The following is a 20,138-nucleotide window of genomic DNA, read 5'->3' as shown; positions in this document are numbered from 1 at the left end:
CGGTGTCCACAATCGAGATCAGCGGGCTGCACAAGTCGTTCGGCCCGCTCGAAGTGCTGCGCGGCATCGACCTGGCCGTCGAGCCGGGCGAGGTGGTCTGCGTCATCGGCCCGTCCGGCTCCGGCAAGTCGACCCTGCTGCGCTGCGTCAACCTGCTCGAGGAACCGACGTCGGGCACCATCCGGGTGGCCGGGGTCGAGGTCACCGATCCCGACTGCGACATCGACGCCGTGCGCCGCGGCATCGGCATGGTCTTCCAGCAGTTCAACCTGTTCGGCCACCTGACCGTGCGCGAGAACGTCACGATCGCGCAGCGCCGCGTCCTCAGGCGCGGCCGGGCCGAGGCCGACCGGATCGCCGCCGCCAACCTGGAACGGGTCGGGCTGGCCGAGAAGTCCGGCTCCTATCCGGCGCAGCTCTCCGGCGGCCAGCAGCAGCGGGTCGCGATCGCCCGCGCCCTGGCCATGGACCCGCAGCTGATGCTCTTCGACGAGCCGACCAGCGCCCTCGACCCGGAACTGGTCGGCGAGGTGCTGGCGGTCATGCGCGGCCTGGCCGCCGAGGGCATGACCATGCTGGTCGTCACCCACGAGATGGCCTTCGCCCGCGAGGTCGCCTCCCGCGTCGTCTTCATGGACGCCGGCGTGATCGTCGAGCAGGGCCCACCGGCCGAGGTGTTCGGACGGCCGCGCGAGGAACGCACCCGCGAGTTCCTGCACCGGGTGCTCGAGCCGAGCCGGGTCAGCGAGACCGAGATCGGCGCCCGCCGCGACGACTGACTCACTCCCGGTGAGACGGAGATCGGGCTCGCCGGGACGACTGACTCACTCCCAGCGGGTGGCGGCGGCCTCGCGGCGGTTGGTGACGCCCAGCTTGCGCAGAACAGCCGAGACGTGGTGGTGCACCGTCTTCTCGGACAGGCTGAGCCGGGCCGCGATCACGGCGTTGGACTCGCCCCGGCGCAGCCGTTCCAGCACCTCGGCCTCGCGGCGGGTCAGGTGGGCCGGGTGGCGTTCGGTCTCGGTGCGCGGGCCGCGCGGGATGTCGCGGACGCCGTGCTCGCGCAGCCGCCGGGCGGTCAGGGCGGCCGCCGGGCGGGCCCCGAGGCGCTGGAACCCGTCCAGGGCGCGGCGCAGGCTCGGCACATCGTCCGAGCCGGCCAGCGCGAGGGCGGCGTCGTAGGGGCACCCGAGCTTGGTCCAGCGGGCCGCGGCGGCCCCATTTTCCCAGGCCAATTGCGCGCCGTACGGCTCGACGACCGCGACCGCCTCCTCCCGGATCCCGGCCAGGCGCCGCAACCAGAACAGCTCGCCCGCCACCCAGGCCGAGTCCCGCTCGATCGCCGTCGCCAGCACGTCCCCGGTCATCTCGGCGACCTCGCCGGAACGGCCGTCGAGCCACGCCGCCTCGGCCCGGGCGGCCGCGACCGGGGCCAGGTATTGCAGCTCGCTCTGCCCGGCGGTGAGGGTCAGCGCCTCGTCGAGCGCCTCCCACCGGCCCGGCTCACCCCGGCGCGCGCGGGCCAGACCGAGCACGCTCAGCGCCAGCAGCCGCAGCAGGGGCACCGAACGGGCCGACCGCAGCACGTACTCCGCGTCGTCGACCGCGGCGTCGAACCGGCCCACATCGAGGCGCAGGCGGGCCCGGTAGGCCACGACGTAGTACTCCCACGCCTCCAGCCCCAGCTCGCGGCACACCCGCAGGCCGCGGTCGAGCCAGGGTTCGAGGTCGTAGGCCCGGGTGCGGGTCATGGCCCAGCCCAGATGGATGTAGGCCCGCCCCACGTGATCCTCCAGCCCGGCCTCCTCGGCCAGCGCGAGGCTGCGCGACAGGCTCTGGAAGCCCTCGGGCCGCCCGGCGAGGAACTGCATCGTGCCGACCGTGTTGAGCGTGTGGGCGGTCACCGCGACGTCGCCGTGCGTGTGGGCCAGCGCCTTCTCGCCCCACGCGAGGGTGTCGGCGAGGCGTTCGTCGTTGAGGTGACCGGCGGCGACGACGCTGTAGGCGAGGCCGAGCTCGGGACCGGGCGGCTGCCCCTCCAGCAGGCGTAGGGACTCGGCGCCGGCCCTGGCCGAGTCCGCGGTGCGGCCCATGCACCACAGCTCGCGCGACAGCATGGACAGCGCCGCGCCCTGCCGTAGCTCGTCGCCGGAATCACGCCGGAGCGCGACGGCCTGTTCGAGGGCGTCGATCGAGGCTTCCATCTGGTCGGTCAGATAACACTCGTAGGACAGGCTCTCCAGCAGATCGGCCCGCGGCCCGAACCGGAGCGCGTGCGCGTAGTGGGCCGCCGCCTCGCGGTGGGCGCCGGTCGAGGCGGCCTGGCGGGCGGCGGCCGGCGCGAACCGGAGCACGGCCTCGACGTCGCCGGCCGCGTCGGCGTGGTGGGCCAGCCGGGCCAGGTCGGCGTCGCGCGCTTCGCCGGCGTGGTGAGCCGGGCCGGTGTTGCCTGCTTCGTGGGCGTGGTGGGCCGGGTCGGCGTCGCGCGCTTCGGCGGTGTTGTGGGCCAGGCCGGCGTCGCCCGCTTCGCCGGTGTGGTGGGCCAGGTCGGTCGCGCCGGTGAGCGCGGCGAGGGCGCGGCGGTGCAGGGCGACCCGGCGGTGCGGGGGCAGCGACTGTTCGACGGCCTGGCGGGCCAGCTCGTGCCGGAACTCGACGCCGCCCGGCGCCTCCCGCAGCATGCCCGCGCTCAGGCACTGCTCCAGCGCGGCGGCGGCGTCGGGCACCAGCACGTCGAGCAGGCCGAGTTCGGCCCGGGGGAGCGCGATCGAGACCGCCTCCAGGACCGTGCGGGCGCCGCCGTCGAGTCGTCCGGCCCTCGCCAGAACCGCGTCCCGCACGGTGGCGGGAATCGTGCCACCGGCCGTTTCGCTTTCGGCTCCGGGGCGCGCGGCCGTTTCGCTTTCGGCTCCGGGGCGCGCGGCCGCTTTGCTGTCGGTCCCGGGGCGCGCGGTTGCTTCGCTTTCGGCTCCGGGGCGCGCGGGCGCTTCGCTTTCGGTCGCCGGGCACGCGGCTGCGATCACCTCGGTGACGAAGAACGCGTTGCCGCCCGTGACGCGGTGCAGGTCGTCCGGGTCGAGGCCGTGCGGGGCGGCCAGCGTAGCGACGGCGGCGGTGGTCAGCGGCGGAACGGCCAGGCGGCGTACGGAAATCGGATCGCCCAGCAGCCGGCGCAACGGATGGAAACGGTCGAGCTCGTCGTCGCGGTAGCTCCCCACGATCAGCGCCGGAACCGTGCCGATGCGACGGGCGAGCAGGCTCAGCACGTCGAGGGTGGCCTCGTCGGCCCAGTGCAGATCCTCCAGGACGACGACGGCGCCCGGATTGGCCTCGGCCCAGCGGACCAGGGCGGCCGCGATCAGGTAGGCCTTGGCGCCGGCGGCCACCAGCTCGCCGAGCTCGCCACCGGTCGTACGGGCGATGTCGACGAACGGGCCCAGCGGGCGCGGGGTGAACAGCGGGTCGCAGGCGCCCCACAGCACGAGCGGCCGGTTGCGGCCGAACTCGCGCAGCAGCGCCGTCTTCCCGCTGCCGGCCTCGCCGCCGACCAGGACCAGGAACCCGTCCGACGATCTCAGGGCCGCCAGCTGGTCCGCGCGTTCGACCAGGTCACCCATCGGCCCATCGTGGCCGGGCGGCGGGCCCGCGTCGACGCTCGTGTAGGTAACCCGACCGCCGGTAACTGGGTAATGCGCGGCAACAAGATGGGAAACCGCTCCCGATCCGCCCGGCGGTGGCCGCTCCTAGCGTCGTGGCCAGGCCGGATACGCCGGCCTGGCCACGGCTGTGGCCACGGTTACGGGAGGAAAGCACATGCTCCGGAGAATTCTGGCCCCGCTGGCGGCGGTCGCGCTGCTGGTCGGGATCGCGACGCCCGCGTACGCGTCGTGGTGCCGCTCGGATCTCGAACGGCTCAAGCAGTCGACGGCCCGATATCAGCACGTCGCGGTGGCCGAGAAGGCCGGCTACGGCAAGTTCCTCGACGTCAAGGGCATCGCGTGCATCGACATGCCGGGCATGGGCGCGATGGGCGTGCACTACGTCAACGGCGACCTGGTCGGCGACGGCCGGATCCGGGCCCGCAGCCCCGAGGCGATGGTCTATGAGCCGGACCGGTCGGGCAAGCTGCGCCTGGTCGCGGTCGAATACGTGGTGATCAAGAAGGCGTGGACCGACGCCGGGCACCACAAGCCGCCCAAGCTGTACGGGCACCGGTTCAACTACACGGCGAGCCCCAACCGCTATGGCCTGCCGCCGTTCTATTCGCTGCACGTGTGGGTCTGGAAGCACAACCCGGCCGGCACCTTCACGATGTGGAACCCGCGGGTGCACTGCCCCGGCAGCGGCGGCGGCGGACACCCGGGCCACGCCGGGCATCACATGGCCTGACCCCGACGCCTCACCTCGGCACCGGTTCCCGCGGCTCGACCTTGGCTCCGGTGGCTTGACCTTGACACTGTGACAAGGTCTTCACTGGGGTCATGGTTCTGAACGCACTGGCCGCGAACGAGTCGTCGACCCGTCTGCAGGCGGCGCTGGCGGCCGGCACCCGGCCCGACCCCGCGCTGCTCGAGGCGCTGATCGCCCGCTGCGCCGTCGAGCCCGACTTCTTCGTCCGCGACATGCTCACCTGGGCCCTGACCCGGCTGCCGGCCGAGCTGACCGTGCCCCGGCTGGTGGCCGAGCTCGGTTCGGACATCCCGCAGGCCCGCAGCCAGGCGTTGCATACGCTGTCGAAGGTCGGGGACCCCGGCGCGTGGCCGGCGATCACCCGGTCGCTGCTGCGGGACCCGGACGACGAGGTCGCGCGGGCGGCCTGGCGTACGGCGGTGGCGCTCGTGCCCGAGGACGGCAAGGAGGACCTGGCAGTGGAGTTGGCGGCACAACTCGGTCGCGGGGACCGGACCGTGAAGCTGAGCCTCAGCCGGGCCCTCGTCGCGCTGGGTGAGGTTGTGGAGCCCTTCCTCCGTACGGGAATGGGCAGTGAAGACCCGGCGGTGAGCGCACACGCCCGGGCCACCGAGGTGTTGCTGCGCGACCCCGAGGCCGGGTTCGACGGCGCGATCGAGGAGGCCATCCGCATCGTGGCGCTGGGTCCCGAGAATGCTGATCGGTGACGTCGCCCGCCGGTCCGGGGTGAGCACCCGGATGCTGCGGCACTACGACCGGCTCGGGCTGGTGCGCCCGACCGGTCGTACCGTGGGCAACTACCGCGAGTACTCCGGTGACGACATCCGCCGGATCTTCCATGTGGAGAGCCTGCGGTCGCTCGGGCTGTCGCTGCGGCAGATCGCCTCGGCGCTGGAGGATCCCGATTTCACCCCGGCCGCGCTGGTCGGCGACCTGATCCGCTGGACCGAGGAGCGCCTGGACCGCGAGCAGGAGCTGCTGCGGCGGCTGAAGGCGGTCGACGCCACGGCCCCGGCCGACTGGACCGACGTGCTGCGCATCGTCGAGCTCATGCACGGGCTCGGCTCCGACGACGCGGCGCGGCGGCAGCAGGCCGTGCTGACTCCGGCCGACGACGTCGGAGTTCCGGTCGAGCTGCTGGCCGGGGCGGTGCTGGCCGAACCGGACCCGAACGTGGCCGGCGCACTGCGCTGGGCGTTGGCCCGTGCGGGCGACGACGGGCTGGCGAGCCTGATCACCGGTCTGCGCTCGGACGATGCCGACGTGCGGCGGCGGGCCGTCCTGGCCATCGCGGGGATCACCGGCGACGAGGCGACCGCCGCTCTGGCCGACGCACTCGGGGACGAGGATGACACCGTACGGGGAAATGCCGCTCTTGCCCTGGCCCCGCGTGGCGTGACCGCGGCCGTGCCGGTTCTCGTGGCCATGGTGGTGTCGGGTGTGAAGGATGTGGACGCGGCCGAGGCCCTGGGTGCGCTGTCCCCGGTGTGCGGAGATCGCATCGTGAAGGCCCTCGAGGACGAACTCGGCGCGTCCGACCCGGCCGTGCGGATCCGCCTGACCCAGGCGCTGGTCGAGATACCCGGCACCACGTCACTGCTGGAGCGGCTGGCCCGCGACGAGGACCGTTCGGTGGCTCTGGTCGCCTCGGCTCTTCTGGGGAAGACACCTCCGTCCTGATGGGCGTGCTGCACCACGTCGGCGACACCGCGAACGCGTACGCGATCGTCGACCAGCTCAAGGCCGCGCTGGTGCCGGGCAGCCACCTGGTGATCAACCACGCCACCAACGCCGTGCACGGGGTGGCCAGCGACGAGAGCGTGGCCCACTGGAACAAGTTCGGCAAGCCGCCGATCACGCTGCGGTCGCCGGGCCAGATCGAGCGCTTCTTCGCCGGCTGGACGCTGCTGCCGCCGGGAGTCGTGTCGTGCGCGCGGTGGCGCCCCGGCACGGTCGACGACAGCAGCGTCGAGGTCGACGAGTTCGGCGGGGTGGCCCGCCGCTAGTTGTACTGGCCGTCGAGCAACCCGTTCACGTACTTCTCGATGTTGGTGTAGCCGGTCCGGTCGAAGTCACCGCCCGCGTCGTTGACCGACGGATTCAGCCCGTACGCGGTCTCCCACGCATCGGGCATGCCGTCGCGGTCGGTGTCGGGTCTCGCTGGGCCGCCGGGCAGCGTGCCGTATCCGTTGTCGGACAGGCCCGTAGCCGTCTGGCTCGACCACAGGTTGCCCTTGGCGCCCAGCGAGGTCACGTCGGCCACCACGAGCTTGTCGACGTTGTCGCGCGGGAGGGCGCCCGCGTGGGCGACGACGTCGGGGTAGGCGGCCGCTGCGGTCAGCGTGGGAATGCTCGCGGTGCCGGCCGAGAAGGGCGCCGACAGCTCGGTGGCGCCGCCCCGCACCACGGCCGCGGAGCCGTTCAACTGGCCGTCCCGGTTGCTGTCGACCCAGTTGTCCCGGTTGAAGATCTGCTGGTTGCCGGTCTGGTAGTAGTAGTTCGAGGCGCTGGTCGTGCGCGGGCCGGTGATGAAGTAGTTGCCGACCACGTCGTGCAGGAAATGGCCGCTGGAGTTCCCGGCCGTGTAACCGGCCTGGTAGTTGTAGACCACGTTGTTGACGAACTGGGTGTTCGCCTTGGCCAGCGGGTTGCGGTTGTGCGAGTTGGCCCAGAGGTTGCGCCACCACGTGTAGGGGCCGGTCTCGGTGTGCGCGCCGAACTGCTGGCCGATCGGGTTGGCGTCGATCGAGTACTGCATGGTGATGTTCGATGCCCGTACGGCGTCGATGTTGTTCCACGCCCCGAACTCGATCGACACGTGGTCGAAGATCAGGTTGCTCGCGTCCAGCCAGTTGACGCCGTTGTTCTTCTGGTCGGCGTCCTCGGTGCCCATCCGGAACCGGAAGTTGCGGACGATCACGTTGCGGGCGCTGTTGAACGAGACCTCGCCGCCCCGGACCCCGACGCCGGCGCCGGGCGCGGTCTGGCCGGCGATGGTGATGTTGCTCTCGACCAGAACCGTCGAGGAGAGCCGGATGTAGCCGCCGACGTCGAAGACGACGATCCGGTTGCCGGCGCTGACCGCGTCCCGGAACGAGCCGGAACCCGAGTCGTTGAGGTTGGTCACGTGATAGACCGCGCCGCCCCGGCCGCCGGTGGCCGCCGCACCGACACCGACCGCGGTCGGGAACGCCTTGATCTGGGCGGCCTGGGCGGTGGTGGCGACGGCGACGGACGCGAGGGTGATGACGGCCGCTGCGGCGGCTGCTGCCCTAAACAACGGGGTTCCAGCCGTCGGACCCGGCCAGGTATTTCTGCGGGGTGTAGTTGGCCGCCGTCGAGTCGCTCATCTGGGGGCGGTTGCTGTTCGTGCCGGCGCCGGAACCGGTGTTCTTGTATTCGAAGAAGCGGGCGTTCTTCCACGAATTCTCGGACATGTCGGTCCACGGCTGGGCGGTTTTCATGGTCGAGCTCAGGCTGCATTCCCGGAACAGCACCTGCGCGGCCGGCCCCCACGGGCGGCCCAGCTGGGTCACGTTGGTGGCGGCGCCGGTGATGGTGGACTTGTAGAACAGAATCCCGTACGTCAAGGAACTGTCGGTGTTGGCGGCGGTGATCGGCCCGCCGCTCGTGCGCTTCTCATAGATCGTCGAATTGTGGAAGACGGCCGAGGCGCCGCCGAAGATGAAGTCGACCGTGCCTTCGACGTACGCATTGACGAAATAGTGCCGGTAGTTGTTGACCAGCAGCGTGTCCTGGTTGCCGAGGAAACGCACGTTGCTGAAGACCGCGCGGTCGCCGTTGACGTTGGCCGCGACCGCCTGGCTGCCCTCGCCGTAGTCGTTCGACATGGTCAGGTTGGTGGCGTTGAAGTCGCGGGCCTTCACGAAGACGGTGGCGCTGTTGGAAGTGCCGTAGCCTCCGGCGTTGCTGTGGTTGTTGACGATCACCGTCTGGGCGGCGGCGGAACCGAGACCCTGCAAGGTGACGTACGGCTTGTTGACCGTCACGATCTCTCGGTAGGTGCCGGCCTTGATCGTGATGACCCGGCGGCTGGTGTTGGTGGCCGGCACCGCGTCGATGGCCGCCTGCACGGTGGTGTACTGCCCGGTGCCGTCCTTGGCCACGGTCGCGGTCGTGGCCGGCGGGGTCGTAGTTGGTGGCGTCGTGGTGCTTCCCGTACACGCTGTCCCGTTCAGGGTGAACGCGGTTGGGGCCGGGTTGCTGCCGGTCCAGGTGCCGTTGAAGCCGACCTCGATTGAGCCGCCGGTGCTGATGGCGGCTGTGTAGTCGGCGTTGGTGGCCGTGACACTCCCGGACGCGGGGTTCGCGGTGAAGCCCCAGGACTGGGTGATGGTCTGGCCGGCCGGGAACGTCCAGGCGAGGCGCCACCCGCTGATCGGGTCGCCGAGGTTCTTGATCGTGATGGCGGCCGTGAACCCGCCGGTCCACTGCGAACTGATCTGGTAGCCCACTTGGCACCCGGCGGCGGCGTGGGCGGTGGTGGCGACGGCCAGTGATGCGAGGCCGATGACGGTGGCTATGGCGAGAGCTGAAGCGCGCTTCATGGGGGACCTCTCCTCGGAGTTGTCCACAATTCCGGGCTGTCCACAGGGAGCCACGGCAGGCTCGGCGAAGACCCGCCCGAACTGGGATAATGGGCAGTGGCGGGGGACCCCCGGTGGAGGGCGGGCCCCTGTGGTGATCAACTAGGCATGATCAACTTGGGCTTCTGAATTGGGCTTGATCAACTCGGGCTTCTGAATCAACTTGGGCCTCTGAACGATTGGGCTTTCTGCCCGCGACCGCGCTCGACGAGAACGTTGCTCGGGCGAGGCGGCGGATCCGCGGCCGTGCTTGTCGGGCCCGGCCGCGGCCGGGCTTACGTGCTGGTGCAGGTCACGGTGGGCGTTGTCGCCGTGCCGGTGGCGAGGAAGCCGAACGTGGTCGAGGCGGCAGCGGCCAAGGCGCCGTTGTAGGACTCGTTCGCCACGGTCACGGCTGTGCCGCTCGTGGTGAGCTTGCCGTTCCAGACCTGGCTGATCGTCTGGCCGCCGGCGAGCGTCCACCGGGCCGACCAGCCGCTGATGGCTGCGCTGCCGGCCGTCACTGTCACCTCGCCCTGGAAACCGCCGTCCCACGTGTTGGTGGTCCGATAGCTCGCCGAGCAACCGCCCGTGGCCGGGGGAGTGGTTGTGGGTGGCGTGGTCGGGGGAGTCGTCGTGGGCGGCGTGGTCTGGCCGCCCTGGGCCGCGTAGTCCAGGTATTCCTCCAGGTTGCGGTAGCCGTCCCCGTCCGCGTCGCCGTTCTGGTCGGCGGTGTTCGGGTTGAGGCCGTTCGCGCTCTCCCAGGTGTTGGGCATGCCGTCCCGGTCGGTGTCCCAGCCGCTCGGCGCGTTCGTCGCCGAGGCGTTCCAGAGGGCGTTCCACTGCGACGAGTTGTAGTTGCTGATCAGCGTCCCGCTGGTCGTCCGGGTCTCGCTGACGATCCGTGTGTCGACCGCGTCGCGGGCCCACCAGAACGCGCCGGCCCGGTCCAGAACCTTCGGCAACGCCGTGTACGCCGCCTCGGTCGTCATGTTGGGCACGGTGAAGCGGCTCGACTTGAAGGCCGACGCGGTGAAGGCGCTCGCCGGGGCATCCGTGCCGTTGGTGAGAGTGGAGTCGCCGTCGTAGTCGACCTTGTTGCCGCTCTGGTAGATGGTCGTGCCGGACGAGCCGGTGTAGACCGCCGGGCTGCTCGAGTTGTGCCGCAGATAGGTGTTGCCCACGAAGTTGGCGTTGACCGGCTGGTTCTCGCCGCTGTAGCCCTTGCCCTCGAAGACGACGTTGTTGCTCCACTCCACGTAGTTCACCGCGCCGGTCTCGTTGCCCAGCCGCGGCAGGCGGCTCGTGTTGTGGGCGTAGAGGTTGTGGTGATAGGCGATGTTCGAGCCGTTCACATCACTGCCGATGAGCGACCCGTACGCGTGTCCGGCGTAGTTCAGCCCTTCCGACACGATCGCGTACTGGACCGTGATCTGCCCGGCCGCGTCACTCGCACTGATCCCCTCGTCGTCGGCCCAGCTGACCGACACGTGGTCGACGATGATGGTGTCGCCGGTCAGCCACAGTCCGTCGTTGGTGGCCGACTCCGGGTTGGCCTGGTCCTTGCCCGGCCGGAACTTCATGTGCCGCAGAACGATGTTGCTGCCGGTGACCTTGGTCGCCTGCCCCATGATCGTGATCCCCGGTCCGGGCGCCGTCTGCCCCGCGATGGTCAGGTTGCTCTTGCCGATCGACAGCCACCCCTGACGTCCCGGCGGCGACAGCCTGATCGTGCCGCCCACGTCGAACACGATGGTCCGCCCGCTGCTGGGCGCGTTGGCGATGCCGTACCGGAGCGACCCGGCCTGCGGGCTGCTCGCGTTGTCGCTGAGATTGGTGACGTGGTAGACGTCGCCGCCGCGCCCGCCGGTCGCATACATGGCCGGTCCCGAGGCGCCGGGAAAGGCCGCCACCGCAGCGGCTTGGGCCGTGGGACTGGCCACGACCAGCCCCACGAGGACAAGGGCACCGGCGACAACCGCGGCCAGGCCAGACTTGAGTCGAGACATGCTGGGAGCGCTCCCATCTGTTGAGGTCGTGTTACAGACGTGTGAGCGCCCGCCACATAACACCCGCGGCGAAACTAATTCACCAACTCCAATCGACACCCGTCCGGGACCCCGGTGCTCGACATCGGCCACGGTCGCCGGCACCAGCGATCGCACACGTCTCCGCGAGTTGCAGGGAATCCCAAGCGGACCGGTACATCGCTGCTCTCGCGATGGTGCAACTGCTGATCGCGCAGGCCGCCTCGGTTCGACGAGCCGCCGCCCGGTCAGTCCTTGGCGGGTGTCATGGGCGCGCCGACTTCGCCGCTCTTCAAGTAGCCCGTGGGCGGCAGACTTCCGTCGGCGGGCCGGGTGGCCTCGGCGGTCGCGGGGTCTGTCTCCGCCGGCAGTTGCCTTGCGTTGGCGGTCGCGATTGCCTCCGGTGGCACGTTGATGTCCTGCTCGTTGCCCTGGGCCAGGCTGTCCTGCAGCAGCACCGCCGAGGTGAAGGCGAAACCGTCCCCGGCGTTGCGGAACGCGGAGTCGCGCGTCAGGCGGTGGGCCGCGCCGCCGCCGGTGAAGCCGTCGCCGTTGTTCTTCCAGGCCGCGCTGCGCAGCACGGTGTGCACGGCCTTCCCGCTGCCCAGGTCGAAGCCGTGGCCGGTGCCGGAGACGCGTGCGAGACCCCAGCGGTTGATGCCGTTGCCCCACGACCAGGAACTGTCGATCGTGACCCCGCTCGTGAACCCCTCAACCGCCACACCGTCGTCCACGTTGTCGTAGGTGCGGCAGCCGAGCACCACGTTGCCCGCCCCGGAACCGGCCGCGAAGGTCAGCCCGTCCGCCGCGCTTCCAGCGGGCTCGGCGTTGTCGTAGAAGTCGCTGTTGACGATCCGGTTGCCCGACGCGCCGGCGCCGCTCACCGTGAAGGCCGAACCGGCGTTGCCGTGCACGCTCAGGTTGCGGAAGACATTGCCGGAGCAGGAGATGCACTCGTACGCGGGACCTTCCGCGCCCCACACGTCGAGCCCACTGACGATCCAGTGGTCGGCGCGATGCGTGATGAACGCGCCGTCCGAGGCGACCTGGCCGGCGTCGATGCTGGGCCGCTCACCCGGGTAGTTCGTCAGCGTGATCGGCCGTTCCGCGGTGCCGTCGGTCGTGATCTCGAGCGGCGCCGTCACCCGGTGGAAGCCGTCCCGCAGCAGGATCGTGTCCCCGACCCGGGCCAGCTCGACCGCACGGTTCACGGTGGCCAGTGGCGCGCTCTCGGTCCCGGCGGCCCGGTCATCGCCGGCCTTGGCGACATAGATCCGCCGCGCAGCCACCGGCTTCGTCACAGCGGACGGCGACGTTGAGGCCACCGGCGCCGGCACGCGAGGGGCGACCACCACCGGCGGACGAGCCCGAGGCGGCGGCTGTGCCTGCGGTTCCTCCGGCCTTGTCGATGGCAGCAGCACCATCACAACCCCCGCCACCGCGCCGGCCGTCGACGCGGCGACCAGCGCCGCTCGCTTGATCGACAGGGCCTCGACGATCCGGTGCAACACTCCCGACGCCACAACATGTCCCGCTCCCACGTGCTTCGCCAGCAGAGCCGTCGCGGGCAGCACGGACGCGGGCAGCAGCAACGCCCCGATACCCCGGACCTGCGACTCCGGCGGCAACAGTCCCCGGCCAGCCGCTTGGCAGACCGGACACCCCCTGACATGGCGCACCATCCGGCCGAAGACCCGCTCCCCGGCTCGAAGGTCTTGCCGGCCGGGGAGAGGGTCGCGGGCGGTGGCGTGCTGGGCGGGCAGGGGGTCGCGGGCGGTGGCGTGCTCGCCGGGGAGGGCATCGCGGGTAGTGGTGCGCTGCGCGGGGAGAGGGCCGCGGGTGGCGGCGTGCGAGCCGGGAAGAGAGCCGCGGGTGACGGCGGTCAGGCCGGGGCACCGGGGCCGGGCGGCGTAGGCGGTGAGCGTCATGTGGGCCAGGGCGAGCCGCGAACGCATGCGCTGAATACGGACCCCGGCGTGTGTCGGCGTCACCCCCAGCGCCTCGGCCACCTCGGCCCGGGTCAGGTCGCCGTTGAGCTCCTGCCACCACAGCGCCAGCACCGCCCGGTCCTCGGGGCTGACCCGCCCGACCGCGTCCAGAAAACGCCGCCGTTCCTCCGCCTCGTCGGCCCGGTCGACGGCGTCCCCCTCGACGTCGACGCCCACGTCCGGCACGTCGAACACCTGGCCGTCCCCGGCCCGCCGGCGCGCGCGGGCCCGGTCCTTCACCTGCCGGATGGCGACGGTGATCAGCCAGGCCCGGAACTGCTCCGGCTCACGCAGCCCAGCCAGCCCGCCGATCGCCCGGAGCATCGTCTCCTGCACGACATCATCGGTGTCCGCGTGCCCGGCAAGCGCCCGCCCGACGACGTTGTAGACCAGCGGCAGGTAGCGCGCCATCAGCGCCTCGGCGGCGTCCAGGTCGCCGCCCCGCGCCGCCTCGACGAGCTCGGCATCCGTCGCCTCCGCCACGCCCACCACCACCTTCAGAACCGTCACCAATAGACGGTCGTCAAAGACTCAGGGAGCCTAGCGCCTGCTTCGCGCCCGAGGCGGGGTTGCGGCGAGGCCCAGATCCCGCCTGGCGACGTCCCGCGAAACCCGAGAGCCGAGACCTGCACGAACCTGCTTCCGGACGGTCCGGCGAGGGCGGGTCATCACATCTGCCACGCATGCGACGGTGATCGTCGGGCCGCGTTCGACTACAAGTCGCGGTCGAGCCAGAGGCCACCACCGGACCGCGGCGAGGGCTGCGGCCTTGATGTTGATGCCGTCTGCATAAGTAGCTGTTGCAGCTGGGCACGGGCGAAGTCGTACTGGGCCGAGGTGGTATAGGCGCGGTACTCGGTTTCGATGATCATCGTGAGGAGCAGGAGCAGGGTGTAGAGGCGGCGTCGCCGGCGCGAGCGCGGTGTCAGGGCAGGATGGCGGTAACCGCGGATGAAAGCTGTCGGATCGCCGAACGCGTCCGGGAGGTCGATGCCGGCGAAACCGACCTCCATCAACGGATCTCCGAACATCGCCCGCTCGAGGTCGATGATGCCGGCGATCCGGCCGTCCCGCACCATGGTGTTGCCGTCCCACAGATCGGTCGAGATCAGGCGGGGCGTCACCACTTCGTCGAGCGCGTCCACATGGGTGTCGGCGAAAACTCGGATCACGTCGTAGCCGAATCCCAGGTCCACGCCACGAATGGAGCCGTCGTGGAGGGTCTCGTCCAAGCGATCGGTGAAGCAGGTTCGCCAGGAAGACGTTCCGGGCCCGGTCAGCGACCCGAACCACGCGCCGCGAATCTCGTTCAGCGACCGGTTGACCGCTCCCAGCGCCGCGTTGTAGTGGTCGCGCTCCGACGACGACAACTGCAGTAGACCCAGGTTGTCGGCGTCGATGTACCGCATGAAGAAGTAGTCGGCGTCGCACAGATCATGGCTCGAGTCGGCGAAGTCGACCACCGGCACCGGCACGCTGCTGCGGGAGCGGATCAGGTGCAGTGCCGCCAGTTCGGTGGCCATCGCCCCGCGCTCGTGGCTCATCACCTCGACGTGGGCCGGCGGCGCGATCTTCAGGACGACCCGCCGACCGTCGCGCAACCGGATCAGGTACGCCACGTTGAACCAGCCGTCGCCCAGTTCCTCGTACGACAGAAGCTCGCCGGAACCGTAGGCCCGCACGACCATCGCGTGCAGTGTTGCGGCCGTCTGCCGGTTCTTGGTCACGCTCTCCATGGACAGATCGTGCCCATGGTGAGCGCGCGAGCCAAGGAGCTGACCGCCCGGCCTCCGGATCGGCGACCGTCGAAGGCCGATGTGGTCAGCGTTGCCAGGCCGCGACGACGTCCTCCGGACCCCACACCACGTCGACAGCTCCGTCCGCCAGGTTCGTGCCGGAACGGCTGACCACGACCAGCCCGGTGTCCGAGGGGTCGAAGCCGGGAACATGCCGGACGGCCTCGCGGAGGGTACGCAGGTCATGGTTGTCGAAGGGGGTGCCCAGCCATTTCAAGGACCCGCAGAAGTGGATCCGCGAGGCGATCGGGCCGCGGTCGGCGCCGATCAGGTCGATCTCCGGGTTGAACTGGCGGTTCCACCATCCCCCGACGACCTGAGCCCCCGGCCAGGGCAGCATCCCGCCGATCGCGGCCTCTTCCAGCGACTGGCGGATCAGCGGCTCGACGGCCCGGCCGCGCCAGCTGGTCCAGCGGTCGTGGAACAGGGCGTAGGCCGCCTCGGCCCGGCCCCGCCGGGTCAGGTTGGAGACGTCACGCAGGACGGCGAGATAGAGGCGCAGATTGCTGTCGGCGACGCGGTACAGCGCGGGTTTGCCGCTCGTGGTCGACAGCGGCTGGTCGACGACCAGGGCCTGTTTGTCCTCGGTGAGCTGCCGCAGCAACGGGGACAGCGTGCCGGAACTGATCGGCTCGCCTCGGCCTCCGGCGACGTTGGCGATGTTCGTGAAGGCGCGGGCGTCGCCGCCGATCGCCTCCAGGACGCGCCGGGCCACGTCAGGGTTGGGAAACTCCGATGCGAGTGACTGCTCCGGCACCGTGAACAGCGGCGAGGCGGGATCGGCGAGCTCGTCGCGCAGATAGTCGTCGGGCCCGACCCCCGCCGGCCATCGCAGCAGCATCCCGGGCAGGCCGCCGGTGACCAGGTGCGCGTCGATGGCGTCCGACCCGGCGAGCTCGGTCGCGGCGGCTGTCTCGGCCAGGTTGAGCGGCCCGAGGACGAGGTCGTCGGCGCGCCCGTAGAACGGCCGGTCGTAGGCCGTGAGCCGCTGCATCATGTGCAGGTCGCTGCCGAGGAGAAGGAGCAGGACCGGCCGGTGGGAGAGCAAGCGGTCCCAGACGACCTGCAACTGTCCGTCGAAGGTGTCGTCCTGCTCGGCCAGCGACGGCACCTCGTCCAGGACGACGATGCACGGCTGGTCCGGCAGCGTGCCGGCCAGCAGACGCAGCGTGTCACCCCAGCCGCCGCCCGGGGGTGTGTCCGGCAGCAGCGCGTGATCGTTCGGTAGGTCCGACGCCCTCAGATCGGTGAGCAGCCGGTTCGTCGACCCGGTGATCGAAGCGCCCTTGACCGCGGTGAAATAGAGGTACGGGAGGCCGGAGCGGTCACAGAGCCCCTGGACGAGGCGTGACTTGCCGACCTGGCGACGGCCGCGGATCGCCACCGCCAAGCCCGAACCCGTCCGCGTGATGTGGTCGAGTCGCCTGGTCAGGAGCGACAGCTCAGCATGACGCCCGACGAACACAGCGCCTGCCTTCAGGTAGATGCCATCTACGTAGATGCAATTTACATACGCTCTCCACGAGCTGATCGTGCCCGTGGAGAGCGCAAGCAACCAAGAGCTAGCCGGTCACCGTGAAGGTGTAGCGGCCCGAGCCGAGCGAATAACTACCCGGCCCCTGCGGCACGGCCTCCGGCGGTGCGTTGACCGTCGCGCCCGTGGCTGCGGGCACCTTGACGAGGGCGGTTGCGTTGGGCGGGACCACCACCTCGAGGGTCAGCTTGCTGCCGTTGCGGGTCCAGGACGAGCTCGTCACGCCGTACGGGGAACTCAGCGACGACGACGCGGCCGTGAGTGAACCGCCGGGTCTGGGCGCGATGAGCGCCTGCCGATAGCCGGGTGACGCCGGCGCGACCCCGCCGACCGCACGGTAGAGCCAGTCGCCGACCGAGCCCAGGCCGTAGTGGTTGAAGGAGTTCATGCCGGGGTCCTGCAACGAGCCGTCGACCCGGATGCCGTCCCAGCGCTCCCAGATCGTGGTGGCGCCGCGCGAGTTCATGTAACCCCAGCCGGGATAGTCGGGCTGCTGCAGGATCCGGTACGCGGTGTCGGCGTGACCGTGGTCGGCCAGCACCGGCAGCAGGTTCTCCACGCCCATGAAACCGACCGACAGGTGGCCGTTGCGGGCGTCCACCTTGGCCGCGAGCTTGTCCGCGACCGCCTGTTGACGAGCGGCGGGGACCATGCCGAACGCCAGCGCCAGCACGTACCCGGTCTGGCTGTTGTTGCCGACCGTGCCGTCGGCGGCCACGAACCGGTTGGTGAACGCGGCCGCGATCTGGTCGGCCAGCGTGCCGTAGGACGCGGCCTCCGCCGTCCGCCCCGTGGCCGCCGCCATGCGGGACACCAGGCGGGCCGACCAGCCGAAGAACGCCGTACTGGAAACGTCGTTGGGGGTGTTGTCGTCGACGTTGAGCCAGTCACCGAACGTCTCGTGGTTGCGGACCAGGTCGGCGCCCGCCGTCGAGCGCAGGTAGTCGACGTATTTCGCCATCGCCGCGAAGTGCTTGTCGGCGGGCGCGAGGTCGCCGTAGCGCTGCCAGATCGTGTACGGCACGATCACGCCCGCGTCGGCCCAGCCGGCCTTGCCCGCGCCGTCGATGACCGCGGGCGCCACGTCGGTGAACGCGCCGTCCGAGCGTTGCGCGTCGACCATGTCGTCGGCGAACTTGGCCAGCAGCCCGTGCGTGTCGAAGCCGAACGTCGACGTGGCCGCGAACGACGCGATGTCCCCGGTCCAGCCCAGCCGCTCGTCGCGTTGCGGGCAGTCGGTCGGGATCGAGAGCAGGTTGGAGCGCGCACCCCAGAGGATGTTGTGCTGCACCTGGTTGATCATCGGGTCGCTGGTGGTGAACGTGCCCGTCCCGGCGCCGTCGGTCCACGCGGCCCGGCCGGTCAGGCTGTCCGCGGTGACCGTGCCCGGGTAGCCGGTGATCTCGACGTACCGGTAACCGTGCACCGTGAAGTTCGGCTCGAACACCTCCGTCGCGCCGGTTCCGGCCAGCGTGAACGTGTCGGTGGCCTGGGCCGCGCGCAGATTGGTGGTGTAGAGCGTGCCGTCGGCGTTCAGGATCTCGCCGTGCCGCAACGTGACCTTCGTGCCGGCCGGTCCGGTGGCCTTCAGCCGGTTCCAGCCCGCGAAGTTCTGGCCCAGGTCGACGATCCACGCCCCCGGCTTGGGCTGGGTGATCGCCTTCGGCGTGAACTCCTGCTGCACCGTGACGCCGGGGTCGACCTGCGCGACCAGGGTGGGCTGGGCGGCCGTGCGGACCGCGACCGGGGTGCCGGCCGTGCTCGTGATCCGCGCGTCCTGGTCCTCGCCGTGATAGAGGTCGTCGGCGACCACGGTGCTGGGGGCGGAGGTCCAGGAGCCGTCCGTACGGACGTCGGTGCGCGTGCCGTCGGTGAACTCGACGCTCAACCGGGCCGAATACCACGGCTGCGTGCCGTAGCGCTGGCTCCCGGCGAACCCGAGACTGCCCGAGTACCAGCCGTTGCCGACCAGTGCGCCCAGCGTGTTGCCGCCGGTGCGCAGCTTGGCGGTCACGTCGTACACCCGATATTGCAGGCGCTTGGTGTAGTCGGTCCAGCCCGGCGCCAGCCGCTCGTCGGTGACCCGGGCCCCGTTGAGGAACGTCTCGTGCAGGCCGAGCGCGGTGGCGAACAGTCTCGCCCGCGCGACCGGCTTCGCCAGATCAAAACCCTTGCTGACGTACGGGGTGAAGGACGGCACCGAAACCTGGGAGCCCCACTGCCCGCCCCCGAGCGGGGCACTGACCCGGGCGGCGGTCCAGGCGCTGTCGTCGAACCCGGGCTGCTGCCAGCCCGACGGCCCGGTCTGGCTCGACTTCCAGGCGCCGTCGGTGACCAGCGAACCGAGCTTGGCGATCACACTGGCCGGCCCGGCCGTGGTGTTGGTGGCGGCGATCGCGATCGTGTTGCTGCCGGTCCGCAGCTGCGCGGTCACGTCCACGGTGGTGGCCCGCTTCCACGAGTCGGCGACCCGGCGCGAACTGCTGACCGGTGTGCCGTTGATCCAGACGTCGGCGGTGTCGTCCCCGGTCACGACCAGGGTTGCGGGGGTGCCGGCGGCGGAGCGGTCGAACGTACGGCGGAAGTAGCGCGTTCCGGCCGGCACGGAGTTGACCGGATCGCCCTCGGGATACCAGATCCAGCTCGCTCCGGTGAGATTCGCCGTGACCGGGGCGCCGACAAAACCGGCCTGCCACTCGGACGCCGGGTCGAACAGGCCGGTGTCGAAACGCGCGGCCGGGCTCCACGGGCTGGGCCGTCCCTGGGCGTCCCACACGCGTACGCGCCAATGGTATGTGCGGTTGCTCGTCAGGGCCGGGCCCCCGTACGGGACGTCGACGCTCTGACCCGAGGCGACCTGCCCGGAGTCCCAGACGTCGGTCGCGCCCGGGGAGGTGCCGACGGTGACCTGGTAGCGGCCCTGGACCTGGCCGTTGACGCCGGCCACGAGCCGCCAGCCGAAGCGGGGCTTGCGCGCGTCGAGCCCGATCGGGTTGGTCTGCCGCTCGGTGGTCAGGCCGGCCAGGGTGACGGGCGAGGCGGCGTCGGCTGGGGCGCTGACATTGCGAGACCACGGCCCATTCCCGTACGGGCCGAGGTCCTTCGCGGTCACCCAGGTCTCGGGCACGGTGGTGGCCGCCTGCCAGGTGCCATCGGTGACCAGGTCGACCGTCCCGCCCGAGGCGGCGACCCGCAGGTGACCGAGCAGGCCGGCCGGGCCGGAACTGGTGTTGCGGACGGCGATCCGCAGCGTGTTGGCGCCCGGTTTGAGGGCCGCGGCGAGGTCGACGTAGCGGGCCTGGCGCCACGCGTCGGTGGTGCGGGGGGAGCCGGCCAGGTAGGTCTCGTTGAGCCACACGTCGACGGTGTCGTCGCCGGTAAGCACGAGCTGGGCGTCGGTGTAGGGGCCGGTGGGGGCGGTGAAGGTGCGGCGCAGGTAGCGGGTGGCGGCCGGGGCGGTCTGGACGGGGTCGCCCTCGGGGTACCAGATCCAGTGGGCGGCGTCGAGGTTGACCGCGGCGGCTGCTTTGGTCGCGCTTTCGGGGGCTTTGCTCGCGTGTTCGGCCGCTTTGCTCGCGGGTTCGGGGGCTTTGTTCGCGGGTTCGGGGGCGGCGGCAGCGGGGGAGGGGAGGGTGGACAGGGCGGTGGCGGTCGCCAGGAGCAGCGCGAACGCACCCCGCAGGTTTCTACGGGCCATCGGGTTCTCCTCGGTGGGGGGAGTCCGTAGTGGGGATTCACGTATTTGAACGTTTCAATACGTGCTGCCCTTCACGTTATGGTCAATTCCTTGATCGACT

The 20,138-nt window shown here is 70.8% G+C and carries 13 protein-coding genes; 5 read left to right on the top strand and 8 right to left on the bottom strand.

The genetic code is table 11. The annotated features are described in order from the left end of the window. The first annotated feature begins 2 nt into the window (after window positions 1–2). Window positions 3–779 carry an amino acid ABC transporter ATP-binding protein gene (locus JIG36_RS32865; protein ID WP_203380305.1) on the top strand — a complete coding sequence of 259 codons (777 nt, stop codon included), beginning with the start codon at window positions 3–5 and terminating at the stop codon, window positions 777–779. Between the two features lie 45 nt (window positions 780–824). On the opposite strand, the gene JIG36_RS32860 is transcribed toward JIG36_RS32865, so the two are convergent. Next, window positions 825–3,617: an ATP-binding protein gene (locus JIG36_RS32860; protein WP_203380304.1), complete on the bottom strand. Its 2,793-nt coding sequence runs from the start codon at window positions 3,615–3,617 to the stop codon at window positions 825–827. 196 nt (window positions 3,618–3,813) lie between these two features. Between JIG36_RS32860 and JIG36_RS32855 the strand changes: the two genes are divergently transcribed. The 4 genes from JIG36_RS32855 (at window position 3,814) to JIG36_RS32840 (ending at window position 6,416) form a co-directional block, all read left to right on the top strand. Continuing rightward, window positions 3,814–4,389 (top strand): hypothetical protein, encoded by a 576-nt coding sequence (locus tag JIG36_RS32855; protein ID WP_203380303.1) that lies wholly within the window; start codon window positions 3,814–3,816, stop codon window positions 4,387–4,389. A gap of 92 nt (window positions 4,390–4,481) precedes the next feature. Continuing rightward, window positions 4,482–5,117 carry a HEAT repeat domain-containing protein gene (locus tag JIG36_RS32850; RefSeq protein WP_203380302.1) on the top strand — a complete coding sequence of 212 codons (636 nt, stop codon included), beginning with the start codon at window positions 4,482–4,484 and terminating at the stop codon, window positions 5,115–5,117. Next, complete coding sequence (locus JIG36_RS32845) at window positions 5,104–6,090, top strand: HEAT repeat domain-containing protein (RefSeq protein ID WP_203380301.1); 987 nt, start codon at window positions 5,104–5,106, stop codon at window positions 6,088–6,090. Before JIG36_RS32850 ends, JIG36_RS32845 begins: the two co-directional genes overlap by 14 nt. Beyond that, the gene (locus JIG36_RS32840) at window positions 6,090–6,416 is read left to right on the top strand and encodes an SAM-dependent methyltransferase (RefSeq protein ID WP_203380300.1); all 327 of its coding nucleotides are present in this window, start codon (window positions 6,090–6,092) and stop codon (window positions 6,414–6,416) included. The genes JIG36_RS32845 and JIG36_RS32840 overlap by 1 nt, the downstream gene beginning before the upstream one ends. Here JIG36_RS32840 and JIG36_RS32835 read toward each other — a convergent pair. The 7 genes from JIG36_RS32835 to JIG36_RS53565 all read right to left on the bottom strand — a co-directional run bounded on the left by JIG36_RS32835 (window position 6,413) and on the right by JIG36_RS53565 (window position 20,038). Beyond that, the gene (locus JIG36_RS32835) at window positions 6,413–7,690 is read right to left on the bottom strand and encodes a hypothetical protein (protein WP_203380299.1); all 1,278 of its coding nucleotides are present in this window, start codon (window positions 7,688–7,690) and stop codon (window positions 6,413–6,415) included. The genes JIG36_RS32840 and JIG36_RS32835 overlap by 4 nt on opposite strands. Next, entirely contained in the window at window positions 7,683–8,978 is a 1,296-nt protein-coding gene (locus tag JIG36_RS32830) for a pectinesterase family protein (protein WP_203380298.1), read from the bottom strand. Before JIG36_RS32830 ends, JIG36_RS32835 begins: the two co-directional genes overlap by 8 nt. Before the next feature lie 314 nt (window positions 8,979–9,292). Further along, window positions 9,293–11,005, bottom strand: coding sequence for a cellulose binding domain-containing protein (locus JIG36_RS52495; RefSeq protein ID WP_236048648.1), 1,713 nt, complete (start codon window positions 11,003–11,005; stop codon window positions 9,293–9,295). A gap of 266 nt (window positions 11,006–11,271) precedes the next feature. After that, complete coding sequence (locus tag JIG36_RS32820) at window positions 11,272–13,521, bottom strand: sigma-70 family RNA polymerase sigma factor (protein WP_203380297.1); 2,250 nt, start codon at window positions 13,519–13,521, stop codon at window positions 11,272–11,274. A 203-nt stretch (window positions 13,522–13,724) separates the two neighbouring features. Then, on the bottom strand, window positions 13,725–14,747 hold the full coding sequence (locus JIG36_RS32815) for a phosphotransferase family protein (protein ID WP_203380296.1): 1,023 nt from the start codon (window positions 14,745–14,747) through the stop codon (window positions 13,725–13,727). Between the two features lie 85 nt (window positions 14,748–14,832). Then, window positions 14,833–16,272, bottom strand: coding sequence for an ATP-binding protein (locus JIG36_RS32810; RefSeq protein WP_203380295.1), 1,440 nt, complete (start codon window positions 16,270–16,272; stop codon window positions 14,833–14,835). A gap of 97 nt (window positions 16,273–16,369) precedes the next feature. After that, on the bottom strand, window positions 16,370–20,038 hold the full coding sequence (locus JIG36_RS53565) for an alpha-L-rhamnosidase (RefSeq protein WP_203380294.1): 3,669 nt from the start codon (window positions 20,036–20,038) through the stop codon (window positions 16,370–16,372). Window positions 20,039–20,138 lie beyond the last annotated feature (100 nt).

This window comes from Paractinoplanes ovalisporus, assembly GCF_016834655.1.
Classification (GTDB): domain Bacteria; phylum Actinomycetota; class Actinomycetes; order Mycobacteriales; family Micromonosporaceae; genus Actinoplanes; species Actinoplanes ovalisporus.
Note: the sequence above shows the minus strand (reverse complement) of the source record. Positions and strands in the feature narration are given on the sequence as shown.